This is a genomic window from Spirosoma daeguense, from assembly GCF_054776875.1.
The window spans coordinates 235,541-252,048 of record NZ_BAAHBF010000006.1; the positions used below are offsets into that span (position 1 = coordinate 235,541).

Below are 16,508 nucleotides of genomic sequence, written 5' to 3' on the forward strand. Positions count from 1 at the left end.
TTATACATCCTATATCATACTTCATACATCTTTACCAGTTCTGTTGTTTGCTCGATTGCCCGGTCTATGTCGCTACGTTTGCGTTCGGGCGAATCGAAACGGTTGAAGGGACGTAGTTCGAGTACGAACGTTTCTTCAACCGTTTTTTCGTCGATGGGTGTATAGAGTTTGTAGCCGCTGATTTTTACCGGAATCAAACCATGTTTTGCTTTAAATCGCGTCAGTACAAAAGCCAGTAGTTGTTCTACCGTAGATAATGCTACATTAGGAGCGGGTACGAATCGAACTTCAGCGTGGCTCCGATCAACGAGTGACGTAGTGGAACCATCGCTACGTAACGTATCAAAGTGTCCCTCACAGCTCGAAAAAGTTTGAATGATACCAATCTGATTCAAGACATCGACAAGGGGTCTGATTTTGGGTTCCAGATCATTCATGAGGGATCATTATCAAGCAAAGCCACTTCATCGGCATCGTTCATTACGTGTTTTCCGGATTTTGGGTCTTTGCGCCAGAACCAGGCCAGATACGCCACAGCTACTAACGCCATCAAGCCCGAAGCACCAAACGACGCTTCAATACCGACTTCACCTACATGATTTAGCATCCAGCCAGCCCCAACCGCACCCAGCCCGATACCAGCTTCCAGCGCAATATACATGGTTGCCATAGCACGACCTCGCGTATGTTCATCGCTTAAATCGGCTGTCCAGGCTTGTACCGTTGGCGAGTTCATTCCCCATGACATTCCGTAGAAAATAGCCGCCGTCCAGAACAGAAACGTAGTATCGGTTATCACTAAGATTCCCATCGACACCGCCAGTACGGCCGTTGAAATAGCCAATACCGGCACACGTCCATACTGGTCGGAAGTGCGGCTGAAAACGAGTCGAACCGCCAGTGAGGCAACAGTGTAGACGGTAAAAAACAACCCTTTGTTGGCAATGCCCAACGTAGCACTCAGGTCAGAAATAACCGTCAGCACTACGCCCGAAGAAAACGATTGCAGTAGCAGAACAATGAAAGGCGGAAGTGCCTGCTTATCAAAAATTTCCGCTTTTTTCAGACGTAGTAAACCGAACCGAAATGGTTGCTTATTGATCAGTGTTTCGGGCATTCTAAGCAGAATACCAATGGAAAGAAGCGCGAAAGCCGACGACGTCCAGAACATGACATTCATCGAAAAATCGGTTGCCAGCCAACTCCCGATAGCTGGTCCCAGCGACATACCCATGGCCGTAAACAAACCCAGCATACCCATCGCTTCGCCCCGTCGGTTGGCTGGTACTACGTCGGCAACGTAGGCTGCGGTTGCCGTTGGTTTTGTGCCTGTCGAAAAACCGTGAATGAGCCGGAGCGTCAGAAATCCCCACACCGTAATCAGATAGGGATAAAGCAGACCGCAGACAAAGCAGACCAGTGAGCCAAAGGCCATTACCGGCACCCGCCCAATGGTATCGGTAAGTTTACCGCTAAACGGTCTCGATACGCCTGCCGTCAATGTAAAAAGTGCAATTATCAACCCGACATATTCCCGACCACCCAGTTTTGTCAGGTAGTTGGGCAACTCAGGAATCATCATCGAAAAACTAGCCGAAAACAGGAAGTTGCTGACCGACAATAACCAGAAAGACAGCGTGTAAAGAGAGGGGCCGCGTGAAACCGGGCGAGTAAACAAGGAACGAACTATCAAAACGAGTTGATTTGGTTCACCCAAAAATACATTACTTTTCGCAAACAATAGGTGTCTACGGGTACCTGCTCCGTATTTCGCGTAGTGATTCCGTTGTTTTCTTATTGAACGTCCAATTTTACAGTAAACCCAGCGATATAGTTAACGCTGTTGATAAAGTTCTATTCAGGCAAGAATTCCTTTTACCAGTTTTCCTGCTACGTCGGTCAGCCGGAACCGACGACCCTGAAATTCATAGGTTAGTTTTTCATGTTCGATACCAAGCAAGTGGAGCAACGTGGCCTGAAAATCATGAACATGTACTGGATTCCTAGCAACGTTGTAGCCAAATTCGTCGGTTTCGCCATACGTAATACCCGATTTTACTCCTCCCCCGGTCATCCACATCGTGAAGCAACGCGGATGATGGTCGCGACCGTAATTGTCTTTGGTAAGTTTTCCCTGTGAGTAGTTTGTCCGGCCAAACTCACCACCCCAAACAACTACGGTATCATCTAATAAACCACGCTGTTTGAGGTCGAGAACCAGTGCAGCCGATGCCCGATCGGTGGCTTTACACTGCTTGGTTAAGCCCGACGGCAGGTTTCCATGCTGATCCCAGCCCTGATGATATAACTGAACAAACCGTACATCACGCTCCAGCAATCGACGGGCCATCAGGCAGTTAGATGCATACGTACCGGGATTTCTGGCATCGGGGCCGTAAAGATCAAATACCCAATCAGGTTCTTTCGACAAGTCTGTTACGTCGGGCACCGATGTTTGCATTCGATACGCCATTTCATATTGGGCAATCCGGTTGGCTATTTCAGGATCTCCGAATCGGTCGGCCTGCACCTGATTTAGTTGCTTCAGTGCATCGAGCATGGCCCGCCGGTCGTTACCAGCGTACCCTCCCGGATTGTTGAGATAAAGAACCGGGTCGGCACCGGATCGAAACTGCACGCCCTGATGTTTGGACGGCAAAAAACCATTTCCCCACAACCGGGCATACAATGGCTGATCTTGCGGGGCATTTTTCGAGACAAGCACAATAAACGTAGGCAAATTCTGATTGGCCGAACCAAGTCCGTAGCTCACCCACGAGCCAATACTGGGCCGCCCTGCCAGTTGATTACCCGTTTGAAAAAACGTTAACGCCGGGTCATGATTGATCTGCTCGGTGTACATCGACTTGATGATACACAACTCATCGGCAACCCGACTCGTATACGGCAACAATTCACTCATCCAGGCTCCGCTTTTACCGTGTTGCTGAAAAGCATAGGGCGAACGTACCAGCGGCAACGCCGATTGCTGGGCGCTCATGCTGGTCAGTCGCTGGCCTTTCCGTACCGATGCTGGCAAATCCTGCCCATGCATTTTCGTAAGCATCGGCTTGTAATCAAACATTTCCAGTTGCGATGGCCCGCCACTCTGAAACAGATAAACTACCCGTTTGGCCTTTGGAGCCCGGTGTGGAGAAGTTCCATCACTCAATGGAGCCGAACGTAGTGTTTCGGGCAAGAGCGAACCCAACGCCATAGCGCCCAGACCCAACGATGTTTTTTGAAGAAAAGCCCGTCGGTTGAACGTATCGGCAATGACCTGATCCAGTTGTTCTTTCATTTCACTATTGCGTAAAAAAGCTAACGTCGGGTGATAAATGCGTCCGAATTCATTATTGCACTGGCCACTACCGTTGTAGCCGCCAAAGCAGGTAAATCAGTCTGTTTCTGAGCATGATACGTACCGGCCTTGAGCCAACCTGCCATTTTCGCGGGTGATTGTTTAAACTTCTTATATTCAGACTGATACAACTGCATTAATACGTCCATCTCACGGGCAATTGGTTGATGCGCTGTAAGCAGTCGATAGCTATACTGAATCTGTTCTTTAGGAGTTGAATAACGTATCGCGCTACGTTCGGCAACCCGTCGGGCGGCCTCCACAAATTGCGGGTCATTCAGCAATACGAGCGCCTGCAACGGTGTACTGGTTTTCTGACGTTGTACTACGCAATAGCTACGAGAAGGCCCGTCGAACGTATTCATTGACGGCGGAGGATTGGTACGTCGCCAGAAGGTGTACAAGCTCCGTCGGTACAAACCAGAACCCGTATCAGGTTCATAAACAGCATTATTGACCGCCCAAAGTCCTTCAGGCTGATAGGGTTTTACACTCGGCCCACCAATCCGACGTACCAGCAATCCACTGGCAGCGAGTGCATTGTCACGTACCATTTCAGCCGTCAGCCGAAACGACGGGCCGCGAGCCAGCAACGTATTATCGGGATCTTTTCGGAGTAATTCGGGCGATGCCTGCGATGACTGGCGATACGTTGCCGACAGTACAATCAGTTTTTGTAACGCTTTTACGTTCCAGCCATGCGACTGTCCTGCTGCCGGTTCCCGGAACGTAACGGCCAGCCAGTCGAGCAGTTCGGGATGCGATGGTAAACCACCCTGATTCCCGAAATTATTGGCATTTTTCTGAAGTCCAGCCCCAAAATAGTTTTGCCAATACCGATTCACAATAACCCGCGCCGTCAATGGATTATCGGGATGAAGCAGCCACTGCGCCAGGCCGACACGGTTCTTCGGAAACGTTTGAAATGACAACACGCTCGCTGGAACATCAGGCTGAACCTCTGGGCCTTGCGCATCATAAACGCCCCGTTTGAGCAGGTAGGTATGACGGCGCGTTTTCATTTCGTCCATCACCATAATTTCAGGAATGTCCTCAACGTAGCGATTTCGACGGGTACGTAGTTGCTGTAACGTAGCAGTTTGCTCCTGATACGTCTTCGAATGATTTGCTACGTAGTATTTTGTTAAATCACTGGCAGAAAAGGTCGGCAAAGGATTCGTATTACCCTGTATTCGAACCAGTTGTGCCACTTCGGGTGCGGTAAGTTCGCGGGTGTAAATGACCAGTTCATCCATCAGCCCATTTTTGAATCCAGCTCCGCGCATATCGGCCCCGAGTTGCAAACCCGGTTGTTCATTGCCAATCAGATTTTCCTTGCTGAGCAGAATGTCTTTATAGAGATTATCTTTTTCAGTAACCATTTGCGTCTCTCGCCCATCCACAAAAAGCCGGAGGCCACTGGCTTTGCTGGAACCGTCATAAGTCATCATCAGATGCACCCATTTCTGTTTCGGGAGTACCTGACGACTTACGCGAACAATACTGTTATAGGGCCACGTGTGCGCCATCAGCAATTCGGCCCGACCATCGCGCAGATTCAGAAAATAGCCCCGGAAATTATACAGAATATCGCCCATCCCTTTGTGAGCAATTACGCCTTTATTTAGCTCTTTCGGAATATTCACCCACAGCCCGACCGAAAACGGTTGCGCCCGGTCGAAAATGCCAACTTTGCCCAGTTTTAATACGTCGTCACCGTTCGATTGAAACGCCTTACCTACCTTTCCAGCTACCAATTTAGGCTCTTCGACTACGCCTTTGTCCTTCGCCGAAGCCTTGTTCACAAACTGCCCATTCACCAGTCCATCAAACGTATAATGCGCCTGTAAACCTTTCTGTAAATCAAACGTCGGGTTTTTACCTCCCGAAATCTGCCAGTTTTCAAAAGCAGCTTTTTCCTGTTCGGCAGTACTACGTAGTGCGGCCTCACTAACCCGAATCTGACCATCCAGAAAGTTCAACAAACTATCCTGTTTAGACTCAGTCAGCAGCATGGTGGGCACGGGCATCGAATTATCCCAGGAAATCTGTCCGGCTTCGTCAACGTTATTAAAAAAGGCAAAGAGCGAGTAATAATCCTTCTGCGAAATCGGATCGAATTTATGGTCATGACAGCGGGCGCATTCTACGGTCAACCCCAGAAATGCCGTCCCTACAGTGTTGGTCCGATCAGCAACATATTCTACCCTAAACTCCTCATTCACAATACCCCCTTCCATATTTTGCGCATGATTCCGGTTGAACGCCGTCGCCAGTCGCTGTTCTTTTGTGGCTTTGGGTAACATATCGCCCGCCAGTTGCCAGGTCGTGAACTGGTCGAACGGCATATTCTGATTAAACGCCTTTATGACCCAGTCGCGCCAGGGCCACATAGGTCTGTACCGATCAACGGTATAGCCGTGCGTATCGGCAAAGCGGGATACGTCGAGCCAGTCGACGGCCATTTTTTCGCCGTAATGCGGAGAATTAAGCAATCGGTTTACTACGTTCTCATAGGCTTTGGGCGAACGGTCGGCCAGAAACGCGTCGATCCCCTCAACGGTTGGCGGTAAGCCTGTTAGGTCAAGCGTAACCCGACGTAGCAACGTTTCTTTATCGGCTTCGGGCGATGGTTTAAGGCCAGCTTTTTCCAGCGAACTCAACACAAAAAAATCGATAGGATTTTTGGGCCAGCTTGTGTTTTTCACCGTGGGTAACGTAGCAATTTCGGGTTTGATAAGTGCCCAGTGCGGTTTATACGTAGCGCCCTGTTCAATCCATTTCATCAACACCGCTTTTTCGTAAGGCGTCAGAAAACGGTTCGACGATGGCGGGGGCATCATCACATCGGGTTCGGTAGCAATGAGCCGATGATATACTTCACTTTCGCCCAGATCGCCGGGCACGATGGCGTGCTTACCCTTCGACTTTTTCAGAGCGGCATACGCTCCTTCGGCCGTTGCCAGTTCCAACCCGCCTTTCTGGCTGGCTTTATCAGGTCCATGACAGAAAAAGCACTTGTCCGATAAAATTGGCTTTACATGTCGATTAAAGTCGATAGATTCCGGCAGTTGATCGTCGAGTTGCGCAATTTCGGCGGGTTTGTCAACGCTCGTACATCCCTGCACCAACAGAAAAAGTCCGATACACCAGCCTATTAAATTCCCGTATGTTCGATGTTGCCAGATGCGCATGTCGACTAATTAACTAGTTTCCTTAAAAACGCTACGTATTGTACGTTTTCAGGAATATATTGACACAAATATAGGCAGTAGGGCTAAAAAAGTCGGTCTACACCGCCAATCTTCCACCTGATCAGTACCAAAAGAATAGAGATTCAACCCACTACTTTATTGATCACGATCTTCTTTAGAAGCTGTTTGCATTATTCTGGTAAAGGTCAACCTATTGCCTTACACAGGTGATCTAATGAAAAACGCTTTGGAATGAGTATTCTTTCATCCATTTTCATCAAAACGACAATGATTTGACGGAAAAAGCGACACAATTGACGGAAAAAGTCCCTTGAGCTGGCGGATGTTTGCAGCGTTGTTGACAAGCCCACCAGATCAACAACGGGAGAAAGCTGAAAATCCCGAATCAGAGTAAGCACTAATTTTTATTTAACTTATTCCCTCAATGAAATTTTCCCGATTGCTCCTCGCTCCTCTTTTTGTAGCAATTAGTCTTTCAAATTTACAAGCACAGTTCGATCCTAATTACAAAGGATATTATCTGCTGAAAACCCAGTTTCGGGGCGATGGCGAATCATTAGAAGGCAATGGATCTGCTAGCCCAACCATGAACGGATCAGCGTTTATGTCGCCACAAAAAGGAGCAACGGGCCAACGCTGGAAGGTTGTAGCAGAACCGGGAAAGCAGGGCTACTACCGCTTAAAAACAATGGATCGTGGTGAAAACGAATGCCTTGAAGGCAATCAAAAATCCAGCAACGTAAAAGACGGAGTTGCGTTTATGATGCCTTGTAAGAATGTTACCGGGCAACTTTGGAAGCTGGAACCTTCAGGAAATTTTTACCGCTTAAGTACGCTGTTTCAAGGTAAGGATCACTGCCTGGAAGGTAACCAAATGAAGGGTATTAAAAACGGCAATGCTTTTTTGAATACGTGCCAAAACGTTTCGGGCCAGCTCTGGAAGTTTGAGCGCATTCAATAGTTAGTTGCTACGTTCCTGCTCCTGCCTGCTTAAATAAATACATTTAATCAGGCAGGATTTGTTTAGGTCGCAAGCAGTTCAGAGGGTAGTTTGCCAAACCGAGTTCGAAAGCTGCGAGAAAACGAACGAACATCATCGTAGCCTACCTGAGCCGCAAGTTGAGTAACTGACTGATAGGTACGTTTTTCCAGCAAACGTCGAGCACTCTCGAGCCTGACAGTTTGCACGTATTGCATAGGCGAAAGTCCTGTAAGACGTTTCAACTGACGTAGTAAAGTCGATTCGCTCATGGCAAATCGATACGCTAATCCCGGCACTGTAAGTGTAGGGTCGGCAAGATGGATCTGTACATACTCCTCAAAGGTTTCCAGCCATTCCCGGTCTGCTTGTGACATCTGAGGACGTAGCGGCTCAGCTTGTGATGCTTCGGCAACGGCCTGTAAACGAGCCGAGCGATTAATTAGCAGATTTTCGATACGAGCCAGCAGTTCTTCCTCCTCAAAGGGTTTCAGCAAATAATCGTCAACTCCAATACGTAGCGCCCGCAATTTATCCTGCACATCAGCTCTGGCAGTGAGCATAATAATGGGAATATGACGAGTGGCATCTTCTGATTTGAGTTGTTCAAGCAGTTGGTAGCCATCCATCACAGGCATCATCAAATCGGAGAGAATGAGCGAGACTTCCGTTTTTTCGGCCCGTAAATATTCCAATGCAGCTTTTCCATTTTCGGCAGTTACTACCCGATATTTCTCTGACAAAATCAGATTGATATAGCCCTGTAGATCGGTATTATCCTCAACAACGAGAATGGTGGGTTTTGTGGTTTGCGGCAAAGCTCCCCCCGTTTTACCTTCGGCTAAGTCGCGTAATGGGTCTTCTTTGCCGAAGGCACTAACGGTTTGCAGGAAAATTTCTTTATCAATTTCAGGAAGGTCGGCATCAGCAATGAGCACAACCGGAAAAACCAGATGAAAAGTTGAGCCATTTCCAACGGTACTTGTCGCAGCGATTTTACCATCCATTAACTGAATATATTCGCGACAAAGTGCCAGCCCGATACCTGTACCTCCTTCAGCCGACCTATCGGGCCGCATGGTTTGGTAATAACGGTCGAAAATATGGGGTAAATCGTCGGGATGGATACCCAAGCCAGTATCGGCAATGTCCAGTTGCAGCATACCATCCGACAATGCTAAATGAGTGGTGATGTGCCCTCCTGCCGTTGTAAACTTGAACGCATTACTGAGCAGATTATTCAGGATTTGACGACATTTAATCTGATCAAGATTGACCCATGCATCGTCCGGCACATTTATAACAAACGAGTAATGCAGGTTTCGGCTTTCGGCCAATGACTCAAACTGGGCGAAATGACTGCAAAAAAATGGGGCGATATGGGTAGGTTTCTTGTCCAGCTCCATTTTACCCATTTCTATTTTGCCCAGATCCAGTATATCGGTAACCAACTGTTCGAGCTGTTTACCGCTCCGGTGGGCGAACTGCAACAGACTGGTTTGTTTTGCCGTAAGTCGATTCTCGTTCAACAATGTACTAACCGGGCCAAGCATTAACGCAAGTGGCGTACGCAACTCATGCGAAACATTGGCAAAAAAGCGGGACTTGGTTGCATCAAGTGCCTTGAGTTTGGTTGCCTGATTATGAATAAGCGTGTTTTGTTCGATCAGTTTACGTTTGTCCTGCCGTTGTTTTCGATACCCGAACAATAAGACCATAGCCGAAACAGAAACCAGAAACACGATTATAATAGAAAATCGGAGCTGGTTGCTCTTTAGTCGCAACGCCAATTGATTTTCCTCCAGCAGTTGTTCTTTATATTTAGTCTGATAGCGTGCATCGATCTCGGCTATCTTATCCCTAACATCTTTTTCTTTTAAATCCAGCTCCATCTTATACCCTTTTTGAAGGTTTATCATAGCTGAATCTAACAAGCCCATCTGTTTGTAAATCTCGCTGCGAAATCGATATACTCCCGCAATGCTTACATGCTGTTCATTCCCTTCGGCAATGGCCCGATTGGCCGAAATAATAGTGGAATCATTATAGGCCAGAGCCTGCCTAACGTGCTTTTGTTGAAAATAAAGGCTGGCAATGGCGCCAAACATATAACTCGTGCCCGTGTGATCGCCCAATTGCTGATAAAGTTTAACACCAGCCTGACTGTGGCGCATCCGTTCAGCTAAGGCCGATTTAGGCAATAACATATTCAGAAGCATATGACTAACTGCTTCCTCAAAAACTAACTTGTATTTCGTTGCTGAATTCAGCGCCGACCAGGCAAAATAAAGGGCGGTAGCGTTGGTCCCAAACAAACGTTCCCATGAAGCCTTTCGGATAGCGTAATACGGAAATATCGAATCTAACCCGTAGCGATCAATGTCGGCCTTAGCCAACTTCAGTTGGTCATTACTGCTTGCTTTCCGGCCATTCTTTTCATATAATAAAGCCAGTGCCAGACAGGTTCTGGCATGGATCTCTCTAAGACCTTTTTTCTTGCTCTGCTGCTCTACACGTAGCAATTTATTCAAAGCGAGGTCGCCCTTTTCATCGTTTTCGTAGGCCATCGCTTCGATCAACTCTGTCTGAATCCCAAAAGGACTATCAACCCGATTTCTCGCGTTTATTGTTTTCAGCAACTTTCCCGTGATGGCAATTGCGCTATCATTCCTAAATGCCAGCAAGTGAGCCTCAGCAACACGCAACTGTTGTTTCAGTTCTTGCGGAATAGGGACATTTTGAGCTTTTACGGAGGAACAGATAAAACAAATAACTATAGCTACTATGGGCAGCACCCTACTTATGATTACTCCCATAGCATATAGCTTAGTTAACCACACGACCGAGTCCACCAATCCGTTTGATGAACTCGTTGGTTTACTTTCGAAGCAGGCCAAATGGCTTGTCTGTTATAAAAAATAGATACAAGTTCAAAAAAATAGAAAATCAGCCCTTCAATAAAGTGTCTAAAAAAACACAAAGTGACTACCTGTAGTACCTATAAAATGAACTAGGTTTCATCGGGCAAATACGTATTTATCGCCCATGAAACCTAGTTCAATTAATTATAATATGAGTTCTAACTACGGAAATTTTGGAAACTTACTGAAATCAGGTTTCCGTTTTTCCAGAAAGGCATCTTTTCCTTCTTTCGCTTCTTCCGACAGATAATACAATAACGTAGCATCGCCCGCCAGTTGCTGAATACCAGCTTGTCCATCAAGTTCGGCGTTGAACGATGCTTTGAGCATACGTAGCGCAATAGGACTCTTTTCCAGCATTTTCCGACACCACGCAATTGTTGTCTCTTCGAGCTGTTCGAGCGGTACAACTTTATTGACCAGTCCCATATCCAGAGCTTCCCGAGCATCATATTGATCGCAGAGGAACCAGATTTCGCGGGCTTTTTTCTGACCAACAACCCGCGCCAGATAGCTGGCACCAAATCCACCGTCGAACGAACCCACTTTAGGGCCAGTCTGACCGAAACGAGCGTTTTCAGCAGCAATCGACAGGTCGCATACTACGTGTAATACGTGTCCGCCACCAATGGCATAACCGGCTACCATCGCCACCACTGGCTTCGGAATCCGCCGAATCTGCATTTGTAAATCCAGTACGTTCAAACGGGGCACTTTATCTTCGCCAACGTAACCGCCATGGCCACGCACCGATTGATCGCCACCGGAGCAGAACGCTTCGCCACCTTCGCCAGTCAGAATAACAACGCCAACGCGCTCGTCTTGCCGGGCAATTTCCATTGCTTCCGACATTTCCTTTACGGTCTGGGGCGTAAAGGCATTTCGTTTATGAGGTCGATTGATACTGATTTTGGCAATACCGTCGTAATAACTAAACAGGATTTCCTGATATTCTTTAATGGTTTGCCAGGGGTAATTACTTTGCATATTTTAAAGAAAGAAAGTGCGAAAGAGTGAAAGAGTGAAAGAGCCTCTCATTCAACGCGCTCTTTTGCTCTTTCACTCTTTCACTCATTATATGAAACTTCGTGATACTGCACATCCCAGGTGTGGTCGGCCATCATCCGGACGGTGGCAAGACAACGTTCGAACGGAAATATGCGTCCCCATTCGGTTGGCCCAACCATCGACAGTACGTCCTGACCATTTTTGCGGGTATAAAAATGATACGTGTGACCTACTACGGGTTCAAAACTCATCTGTGCGGCATAAATCCGCTCCGATATTTCGACCCGGTGCCGTATTGCCGTGGCTTGCTCGGCCAGCAACTGCATCTGCTTATAAAGCTGGCTAAGCTGCATATCCGTTTGCTCACGCATGGCGGCAACCGCACGACCCGTAATTTTACCTTTATCTTCGGGCCGGATTACAGCCCCACCGGCTGTGTGCGCATATTCCAGTAATCCCGGCGCATCCGCTACTTTATCTGGCGAAATCGGGTTGATAAAAACTTTCGCTTCTTCCATAACTGTTAATTGGGGTAACCGCCCGGCGAACGTAGTGGTTCACTGTCGTTGAATGACAAAAAATAACGCATATTTATACCGAGTTTCGGTACAGAGCCACAAAAATACGCGAAAACCGCCATGGAAACCATATATTCCTCCAACGAACAGCCGGTTATGCCCCGGCATACCTTTTTCCGCCTTCTTGGCACCAGCATCGGCGCTTTTCTATTAACGCAATCTGCCTCTGGTTGCGCCTGGGAAGAAAATCCGACGGTAGAAGGTGAGGCTATCCAGAAAGTTGACTTTACACTACGTCTCGACGACAACGCCAACCAGAATTTAGCAACCAAAGGCGGCTATGTGGTGGTTAATAACGTGTTGGTTGCCCAAACGAACGATGGCAAATTTTTGGCCGTTTCGTCTAAATGTACGCACGAAGGAACCCGGCTCGTTTACCGGGCAGCCCAGAATGAATTTTACTGCGCACTTGACTTATCCCGTTTTGATGCTTCGGGTAAAGTCATAGCTGGTCCGGCCGCAAAACCGCTTTCTGTTTACACCATCGATTCTAATCTGACCGCCGGTACGTTGCGCATACATAACTAGGCATGGGACAAAGGGCAGGGATGACGCGTGGTATTCATTCAATCCTTGCACTCTATGCCATCCCTGCCCCAAACCCATGTTACTTTTACCTTCTTCGCCCGATAAGTGGCCTTTACCCCAAACTCCGTATGAAGCCGATGCGCTGGCGTTTTGCCATGCCTGGCTAAGCAAGCAATCAACTTTTACACTTCATACGTCTGGCTCAACCGGCACACCCAAGCCAATTCTGCTTTCCCGTGCGCAGATGAAAGCCAGTGCTCACTTAACCGGCCAAACCCTTGGTTTACAAGCCAATGATACGTCACTGGTTTGCCTCAATATTCACTACGTAGCAGGTGTTATGATGCTTGTTCGAGGGCTTGAACTAGGCTTGCCAATGGTCATAATTGAACCAGCCAGTAATCCATTGGTGAGTTTTGATGTGGCGGATACCTTATTTCGATTTACAGCACTGGTTCCGCTTCAGTTGCAAACCATTCTGAACGATTCTCCCGAAAAAGTACCGATTCTGAACGGTATGCGTGCGATTATCGTGGGTGGTGCGGCCACAAGTCCGGCACTTGAAGAAGCGTTACAGGTGATTACATCGCCTGTTTATGCTACATACGGTATGACCGAAACGGTGTCACATATTGCACTACGTCGGCTAAACGGCCCTTCTGCAACAAACATATTTACCGCTCTCAACGGAGTTGAACTGGGCACCGACGAACGTAGCTGTCTGCACATCCGGTCGGCAGCTACAAATTTGGAGCTTGTTCAGACCAACGACGTAGTGGAATTAATCGACAATACGCACTTTCGATTGCTGGGTCGTGCCGATACAATTATTAATAGTGGTGGCGTAAAAATCCAGCCAGAACAGGTTGAACAGATCATCAGCGACGTACTACGTCAGGCCGGTTTATCGTGGCGGGTGCTGATTCTTGGTCGACCAGACAACGTACTGGGCCAACGGATTACGGCTGTTTACGAAGTTCCGTCCTCATCCACAATTGACCATATTGACAAGGCCAGTATTGCCAACGTCATACGAAATCGCATCGGTCCGTATGCCGTTCCGAAAGAAACCATTTTGTTACGTAGTACCTTTGTAGAAACGGCTACGGGAAAAATCGACCGAAAAGCTACCGAAGCTGCTATTTTTACGTAGTTCCGATTTTGCACTGCACATAACGTATGGCATTTAAACGTCTCCAGATTCGCTACCAGACAGCTCGCTCATTGCCAGCACCTTACGCTTATTTCTACACACTTGCAATGACACCTTCGGGTTCGTCTGCCATACAGGTAGATTTAGCCATTACGTATCCCGACCGCGACGATATTGATGATGACGAGCTGATTGCCGAAGGATACACCCGCGACGATGATTTCAGTTGGTCGGGCGTATTACCCAAAACATGGCTGGACACAATCACTACGTTAGTTACGAAAACCCGCCTTCAATCGCTCAATGAAGATGAACTGGGCGAAGACGATGATTTCTGGGAAATTACGCTCGATAGTTCGGGCAAAGATGAGCAGCAGGGAACGCCTGCCAATGCTGATCAATGGCAATATCTGACGCAGGAATTAATACAGGCGTCCTATGAAGCCATTGGGCGCGAGCACCCTTTTCGGTTAACATTTCTGGATTTAAACAGTCGCCGGACTGATACCGAACTTCATTTGACAGCTTCTTTTGCCGAACGTAGTGTCACGCTCAACACGACCTTAAATCGTCAGGAGCGTACACGAACAGTGCCCTGGTCGTCATTACAACAGATTATGTCTCAAGTTTATAAGTACGATTACGATCCGGAGGAAGCACTTTCCAAACGACCCCGTCGCGATGGTCAGTGGCTGAATATTGGCAGCGAAGAATGGTATGATGTGAGCGACAAACCCGCCTTGCAAAAAGCACTACGTCGCCTTATTGAAGGCTAACAATCTCCGTCCACACTATGCGTTATCTGCTTATTGCTCTGCTTTTTAACGTATCAACTGGTATAGCGCAACCCAAAAAATCGAGAGCGCGTGACTTAGGCGTTCCTTTTAATGGGGAGCCGGGTAAATTCAACGCAATTACTGATATACCAGGCGTGCTGGTTGGGTATACGACGCTAATTGAGGGCGAAGGCGTTTGGAAGGTAGGTAATGGGCCTATCCGAACAGGAGTTACGGTGGTGATGCCTACAGGAAAGACGGATAAAACTTACCCGGCAGGTTATTTCATTTTCAATGGCGATGGTGAAATGACCGGAATTTCTTACGTCCATGATTATGGATCGGGATTTGGCCCTATTGGCATTACCAATACCAACAGTGTGGGTGTAGTTCGTGATGCTATTGGAGCCTGGTGCTATCAGCAGTTCAAGTCAAAAAGTGCGCTTGACTTTTCGTTTGGCCTTCCTCTTGTCGGCGAAACCTGGGATGGTGCACTGAATGACATCAACGGTTTACATATCCAGAAAGACCACGTTACGTCGGCGCTGAACGGTGCTACGTCGGGCTCGGTTCAGGAGGGTAATGTTGGTGGCGGAACGGGGATGATCTGTTATGGTTTCAAGGGAGGTACTGGTACGTCGTCGCGCATTTTCAAAATTGGTAATCAGTCGTATACAGTGGGCGTATTGGTTCAGGCGAACTTTGGGCGACGTGCTGATCTTCTCATTGCGGGTTCACCCATAGGGCAGGAAATCAGCGATTTGACGCCGGTGGTTAATGAAAAAGATGGGTCGATAATTGCCATTGTAGGTACAGATGCACCACTTGTTTCGTCGCAATTGAATCTAGTTGCCAAACGCGTTACGATGGGCATTGCCCGCACCGGTACGTATGGTACCAATAGCTCCGGCGATATTTTCCTAGCTTTTTCAACACAATCAACTCAAACAGACCCCATTACAAAAGTTACTACGTATAAAGCCTTCGACAAATCGAGCCTTGATCCAGTATTTAAGGTAACTGTTGAAGCCACCGAAGAGGCCATTATCAATGCGCTAGTTTCTGCCGAAACAATGGAAGGTATTGATCATAACAAAGTTTATGCCCTGCCTCACGACCGATTGCGTTACGTATTAAAAAAATACAATCGCTTAAATAAGTAGGATGACTAAACTGGGGTTTCACTCTGTAAAATCCATACTTCGGACGAAACCATGCCGCTCACCTGTGCGCTACGTAGTAGTAACTTTAGTTCTGTTTCAGTAAGTAGTTTTTGCCAGTCGGCCAGTTGCTTTGCTTCGATATGGGCCGTTGTACGAAAGAATCGCAGCATCAACCAGAGCAATAGTTTCTGCCACCAAACCAGAGGCCGCACAAAATCTGTTACGAACCAATAGCTATCCGTTTTCAGTACATTCCTGAGTTGAGGAATGAACCGACTACGTAGCGTATTCTCCGTAAACAGGTCGAGTACAAACGGGGTCATTACTACGTTAAAACGTTCATCTGCGCTGAGCAACAACTCATCTCCTACCCTAAATTCAACCCGGCCAAGCAACTTACGTTTCGCCATCCGTTGCGTGGCCAGATCAATCATTTTTTGTGATTTTTCGAGGTATACAACCCGTTTAGGCTGGCAGCGTTTCAGCACCTGTTCCAGCAACCAACCAGTTCCTCCGCCAACAATAAGCACCGATGCATTGGCCGGAATTTGAGTAAGCCATACAACCTGTGCCCGCAGCAGCCGTCGGCCAAAAACAAGCGTCGCCAATATGTCATAAACCGGGGCAATCAGGTCAAAATTCATGTAAGTACGAAAAGCATTTAACGTTTAAAGCTGCAAAGAGTGCTACGTTTTTCGCAGAATTTGTCAGGTAAATTCACTTCGTGAGCTTTGTAGTAAACATAGAACCTGTTTGAACAAAATTGACAGTTTTAAATATTGCTCATAGTCATCTGGCTAGGCAAAATAGAAATAGATCGTTACCC

At 47.5% G+C, this 16,508-nt stretch carries 13 protein-coding genes; 5 read left to right on the forward strand and 8 right to left on the reverse strand.

Translation table 11 applies throughout. From position 1 onward, the window contains the following. Positions 1 to 14 precede the first annotated feature (14 nt). The 4 genes from ACYVD4_RS20330 to ACYVD4_RS20345 form a co-directional block, all read right to left on the reverse strand. Positions 15 to 437: a hypothetical protein gene (locus ACYVD4_RS20330; RefSeq protein WP_460948848.1), complete on the reverse strand. Its 423-nt coding sequence runs from the start codon at positions 435 to 437 to the stop codon at positions 15 to 17. Then, entirely contained in the window at positions 434 to 1,693 is a 1,260-nt protein-coding gene (locus tag ACYVD4_RS20335) for an MFS transporter (protein WP_460948849.1), read from the reverse strand. Before ACYVD4_RS20335 ends, ACYVD4_RS20330 begins: the two co-directional genes overlap by 4 nt. Positions 1,694 to 1,858: 165 nt before the next feature. Further along, on the reverse strand, positions 1,859 to 3,301 hold the full coding sequence (locus ACYVD4_RS20340; RefSeq protein ID WP_460948851.1) for a DUF1501 domain-containing protein: 1,443 nt from the start codon (positions 3,299 to 3,301) through the stop codon (positions 1,859 to 1,861). A 20-nt stretch (positions 3,302 to 3,321) separates the two neighbouring features. After that, positions 3,322 to 6,555 (reverse strand): DUF1553 domain-containing protein, encoded by a 3,234-nt coding sequence (locus ACYVD4_RS20345; RefSeq protein WP_460948853.1) that lies wholly within the window; start codon positions 6,553 to 6,555, stop codon positions 3,322 to 3,324. 445 nt (positions 6,556 to 7,000) lie between these two features. Between ACYVD4_RS20345 and ACYVD4_RS20350 the strand changes: the two genes are divergently transcribed. Then, entirely contained in the window at positions 7,001 to 7,537 is a 537-nt protein-coding gene (locus ACYVD4_RS20350; RefSeq protein WP_460948855.1) for an RICIN domain-containing protein, read from the forward strand. A 62-nt stretch (positions 7,538 to 7,599) separates the two neighbouring features. On the opposite strand, the gene ACYVD4_RS20355 is transcribed toward ACYVD4_RS20350, so the two are convergent. The 3 genes from ACYVD4_RS20355 to ACYVD4_RS20365 form a co-directional block, all read right to left on the reverse strand. Next, positions 7,600 to 10,260 carry a response regulator gene (locus tag ACYVD4_RS20355; RefSeq protein WP_460948856.1) on the reverse strand — a complete coding sequence of 887 codons (2,661 nt, stop codon included), beginning with the start codon at positions 10,258 to 10,260 and terminating at the stop codon, positions 7,600 to 7,602. Between the two features lie 378 nt (positions 10,261 to 10,638). Beyond that, positions 10,639 to 11,463: a 1,4-dihydroxy-2-naphthoyl-CoA synthase gene (gene menB, locus ACYVD4_RS20360; protein ID WP_460948857.1), complete on the reverse strand. Its 825-nt coding sequence runs from the start codon at positions 11,461 to 11,463 to the stop codon at positions 10,639 to 10,641. 80 nt (positions 11,464 to 11,543) lie between these two features. Next, entirely contained in the window at positions 11,544 to 12,002 is a 459-nt protein-coding gene (locus tag ACYVD4_RS20365) for a DUF2452 domain-containing protein (protein ID WP_460948858.1), read from the reverse strand. 120 nt (positions 12,003 to 12,122) lie between these two features. Here ACYVD4_RS20365 and ACYVD4_RS20370 point away from each other — a divergent pair, with 120 nt between their 5' ends. The 4 genes from ACYVD4_RS20370 (at position 12,123) to ACYVD4_RS20385 (ending at position 15,682) form a co-directional block, all read left to right on the forward strand. Then, on the forward strand, positions 12,123 to 12,590 hold the full coding sequence (locus ACYVD4_RS20370) for a QcrA and Rieske domain-containing protein (RefSeq protein WP_460948860.1): 468 nt from the start codon (positions 12,123 to 12,125) through the stop codon (positions 12,588 to 12,590). A gap of 76 nt (positions 12,591 to 12,666) precedes the next feature. Further along, a complete protein-coding gene (locus ACYVD4_RS20375) occupies positions 12,667 to 13,743 on the forward strand; it encodes an AMP-binding protein (RefSeq protein WP_460948862.1) in 1,077 nt (358 codons plus the stop codon). Positions 13,744 to 13,769: 26 nt separating this feature from the next. Further along, complete coding sequence (locus tag ACYVD4_RS20380) at positions 13,770 to 14,519, forward strand: hypothetical protein (protein ID WP_460948863.1); 750 nt, start codon at positions 13,770 to 13,772, stop codon at positions 14,517 to 14,519. 17 nt (positions 14,520 to 14,536) lie between these two features. Beyond that, positions 14,537 to 15,682, forward strand: coding sequence for a DmpA family aminopeptidase (locus tag ACYVD4_RS20385; RefSeq protein ID WP_460948865.1), 1,146 nt, complete (start codon positions 14,537 to 14,539; stop codon positions 15,680 to 15,682). Between the two features lie 5 nt (positions 15,683 to 15,687). On the opposite strand, the gene ACYVD4_RS20390 is transcribed toward ACYVD4_RS20385, so the two are convergent. Continuing rightward, positions 15,688 to 16,326 carry a class I SAM-dependent methyltransferase gene (locus ACYVD4_RS20390; RefSeq protein WP_460948867.1) on the reverse strand — a complete coding sequence of 213 codons (639 nt, stop codon included), beginning with the start codon at positions 16,324 to 16,326 and terminating at the stop codon, positions 15,688 to 15,690. Between the last annotated feature and the right edge of the window lie 182 nt (positions 16,327 to 16,508).

Coding starts and splice junctions, on each gene's coding strand:
- ACYVD4_RS20330 (WP_460948848.1), bottom strand. CDS start 437: ATGAATGATCTGGAACCCAAAATCAGACCCCTTGTCGATGTCTTGAAT.
- ACYVD4_RS20340 (WP_460948851.1), bottom strand. CDS start 3,301: ATGAAAGAACAACTGGATCAGGTCATTGCCGATACGTTCAACCGACGG.
- ACYVD4_RS20345 (WP_460948853.1), bottom strand. CDS start 6,555: ATGCGCATCTGGCAACATCGAACATACGGGAATTTAATAGGCTGGTGT.
- ACYVD4_RS20350 (WP_460948855.1), top strand. CDS start 7,001: ATGAAATTTTCCCGATTGCTCCTCGCTCCTCTTTTTGTAGCAATTAGT.
- menB (WP_460948857.1), bottom strand. CDS start 11,463: ATGCAAAGTAATTACCCCTGGCAAACCATTAAAGAATATCAGGAAATC.
- ACYVD4_RS20365 (WP_460948858.1), bottom strand. CDS start 12,002: ATGGAAGAAGCGAAAGTTTTTATCAACCCGATTTCGCCAGATAAAGTA.
- ACYVD4_RS20370 (WP_460948860.1), top strand. CDS start 12,123: ATGGAAACCATATATTCCTCCAACGAACAGCCGGTTATGCCCCGGCAT.
- ACYVD4_RS20375 (WP_460948862.1), top strand. CDS start 12,667: ATGTTACTTTTACCTTCTTCGCCCGATAAGTGGCCTTTACCCCAAACT.
- ACYVD4_RS20380 (WP_460948863.1), top strand. CDS start 13,770: ATGGCATTTAAACGTCTCCAGATTCGCTACCAGACAGCTCGCTCATTG.
- ACYVD4_RS20385 (WP_460948865.1), top strand. CDS start 14,537: ATGCGTTATCTGCTTATTGCTCTGCTTTTTAACGTATCAACTGGTATA.
- ACYVD4_RS20390 (WP_460948867.1), bottom strand. CDS start 16,326: ATGAATTTTGACCTGATTGCCCCGGTTTATGACATATTGGCGACGCTT.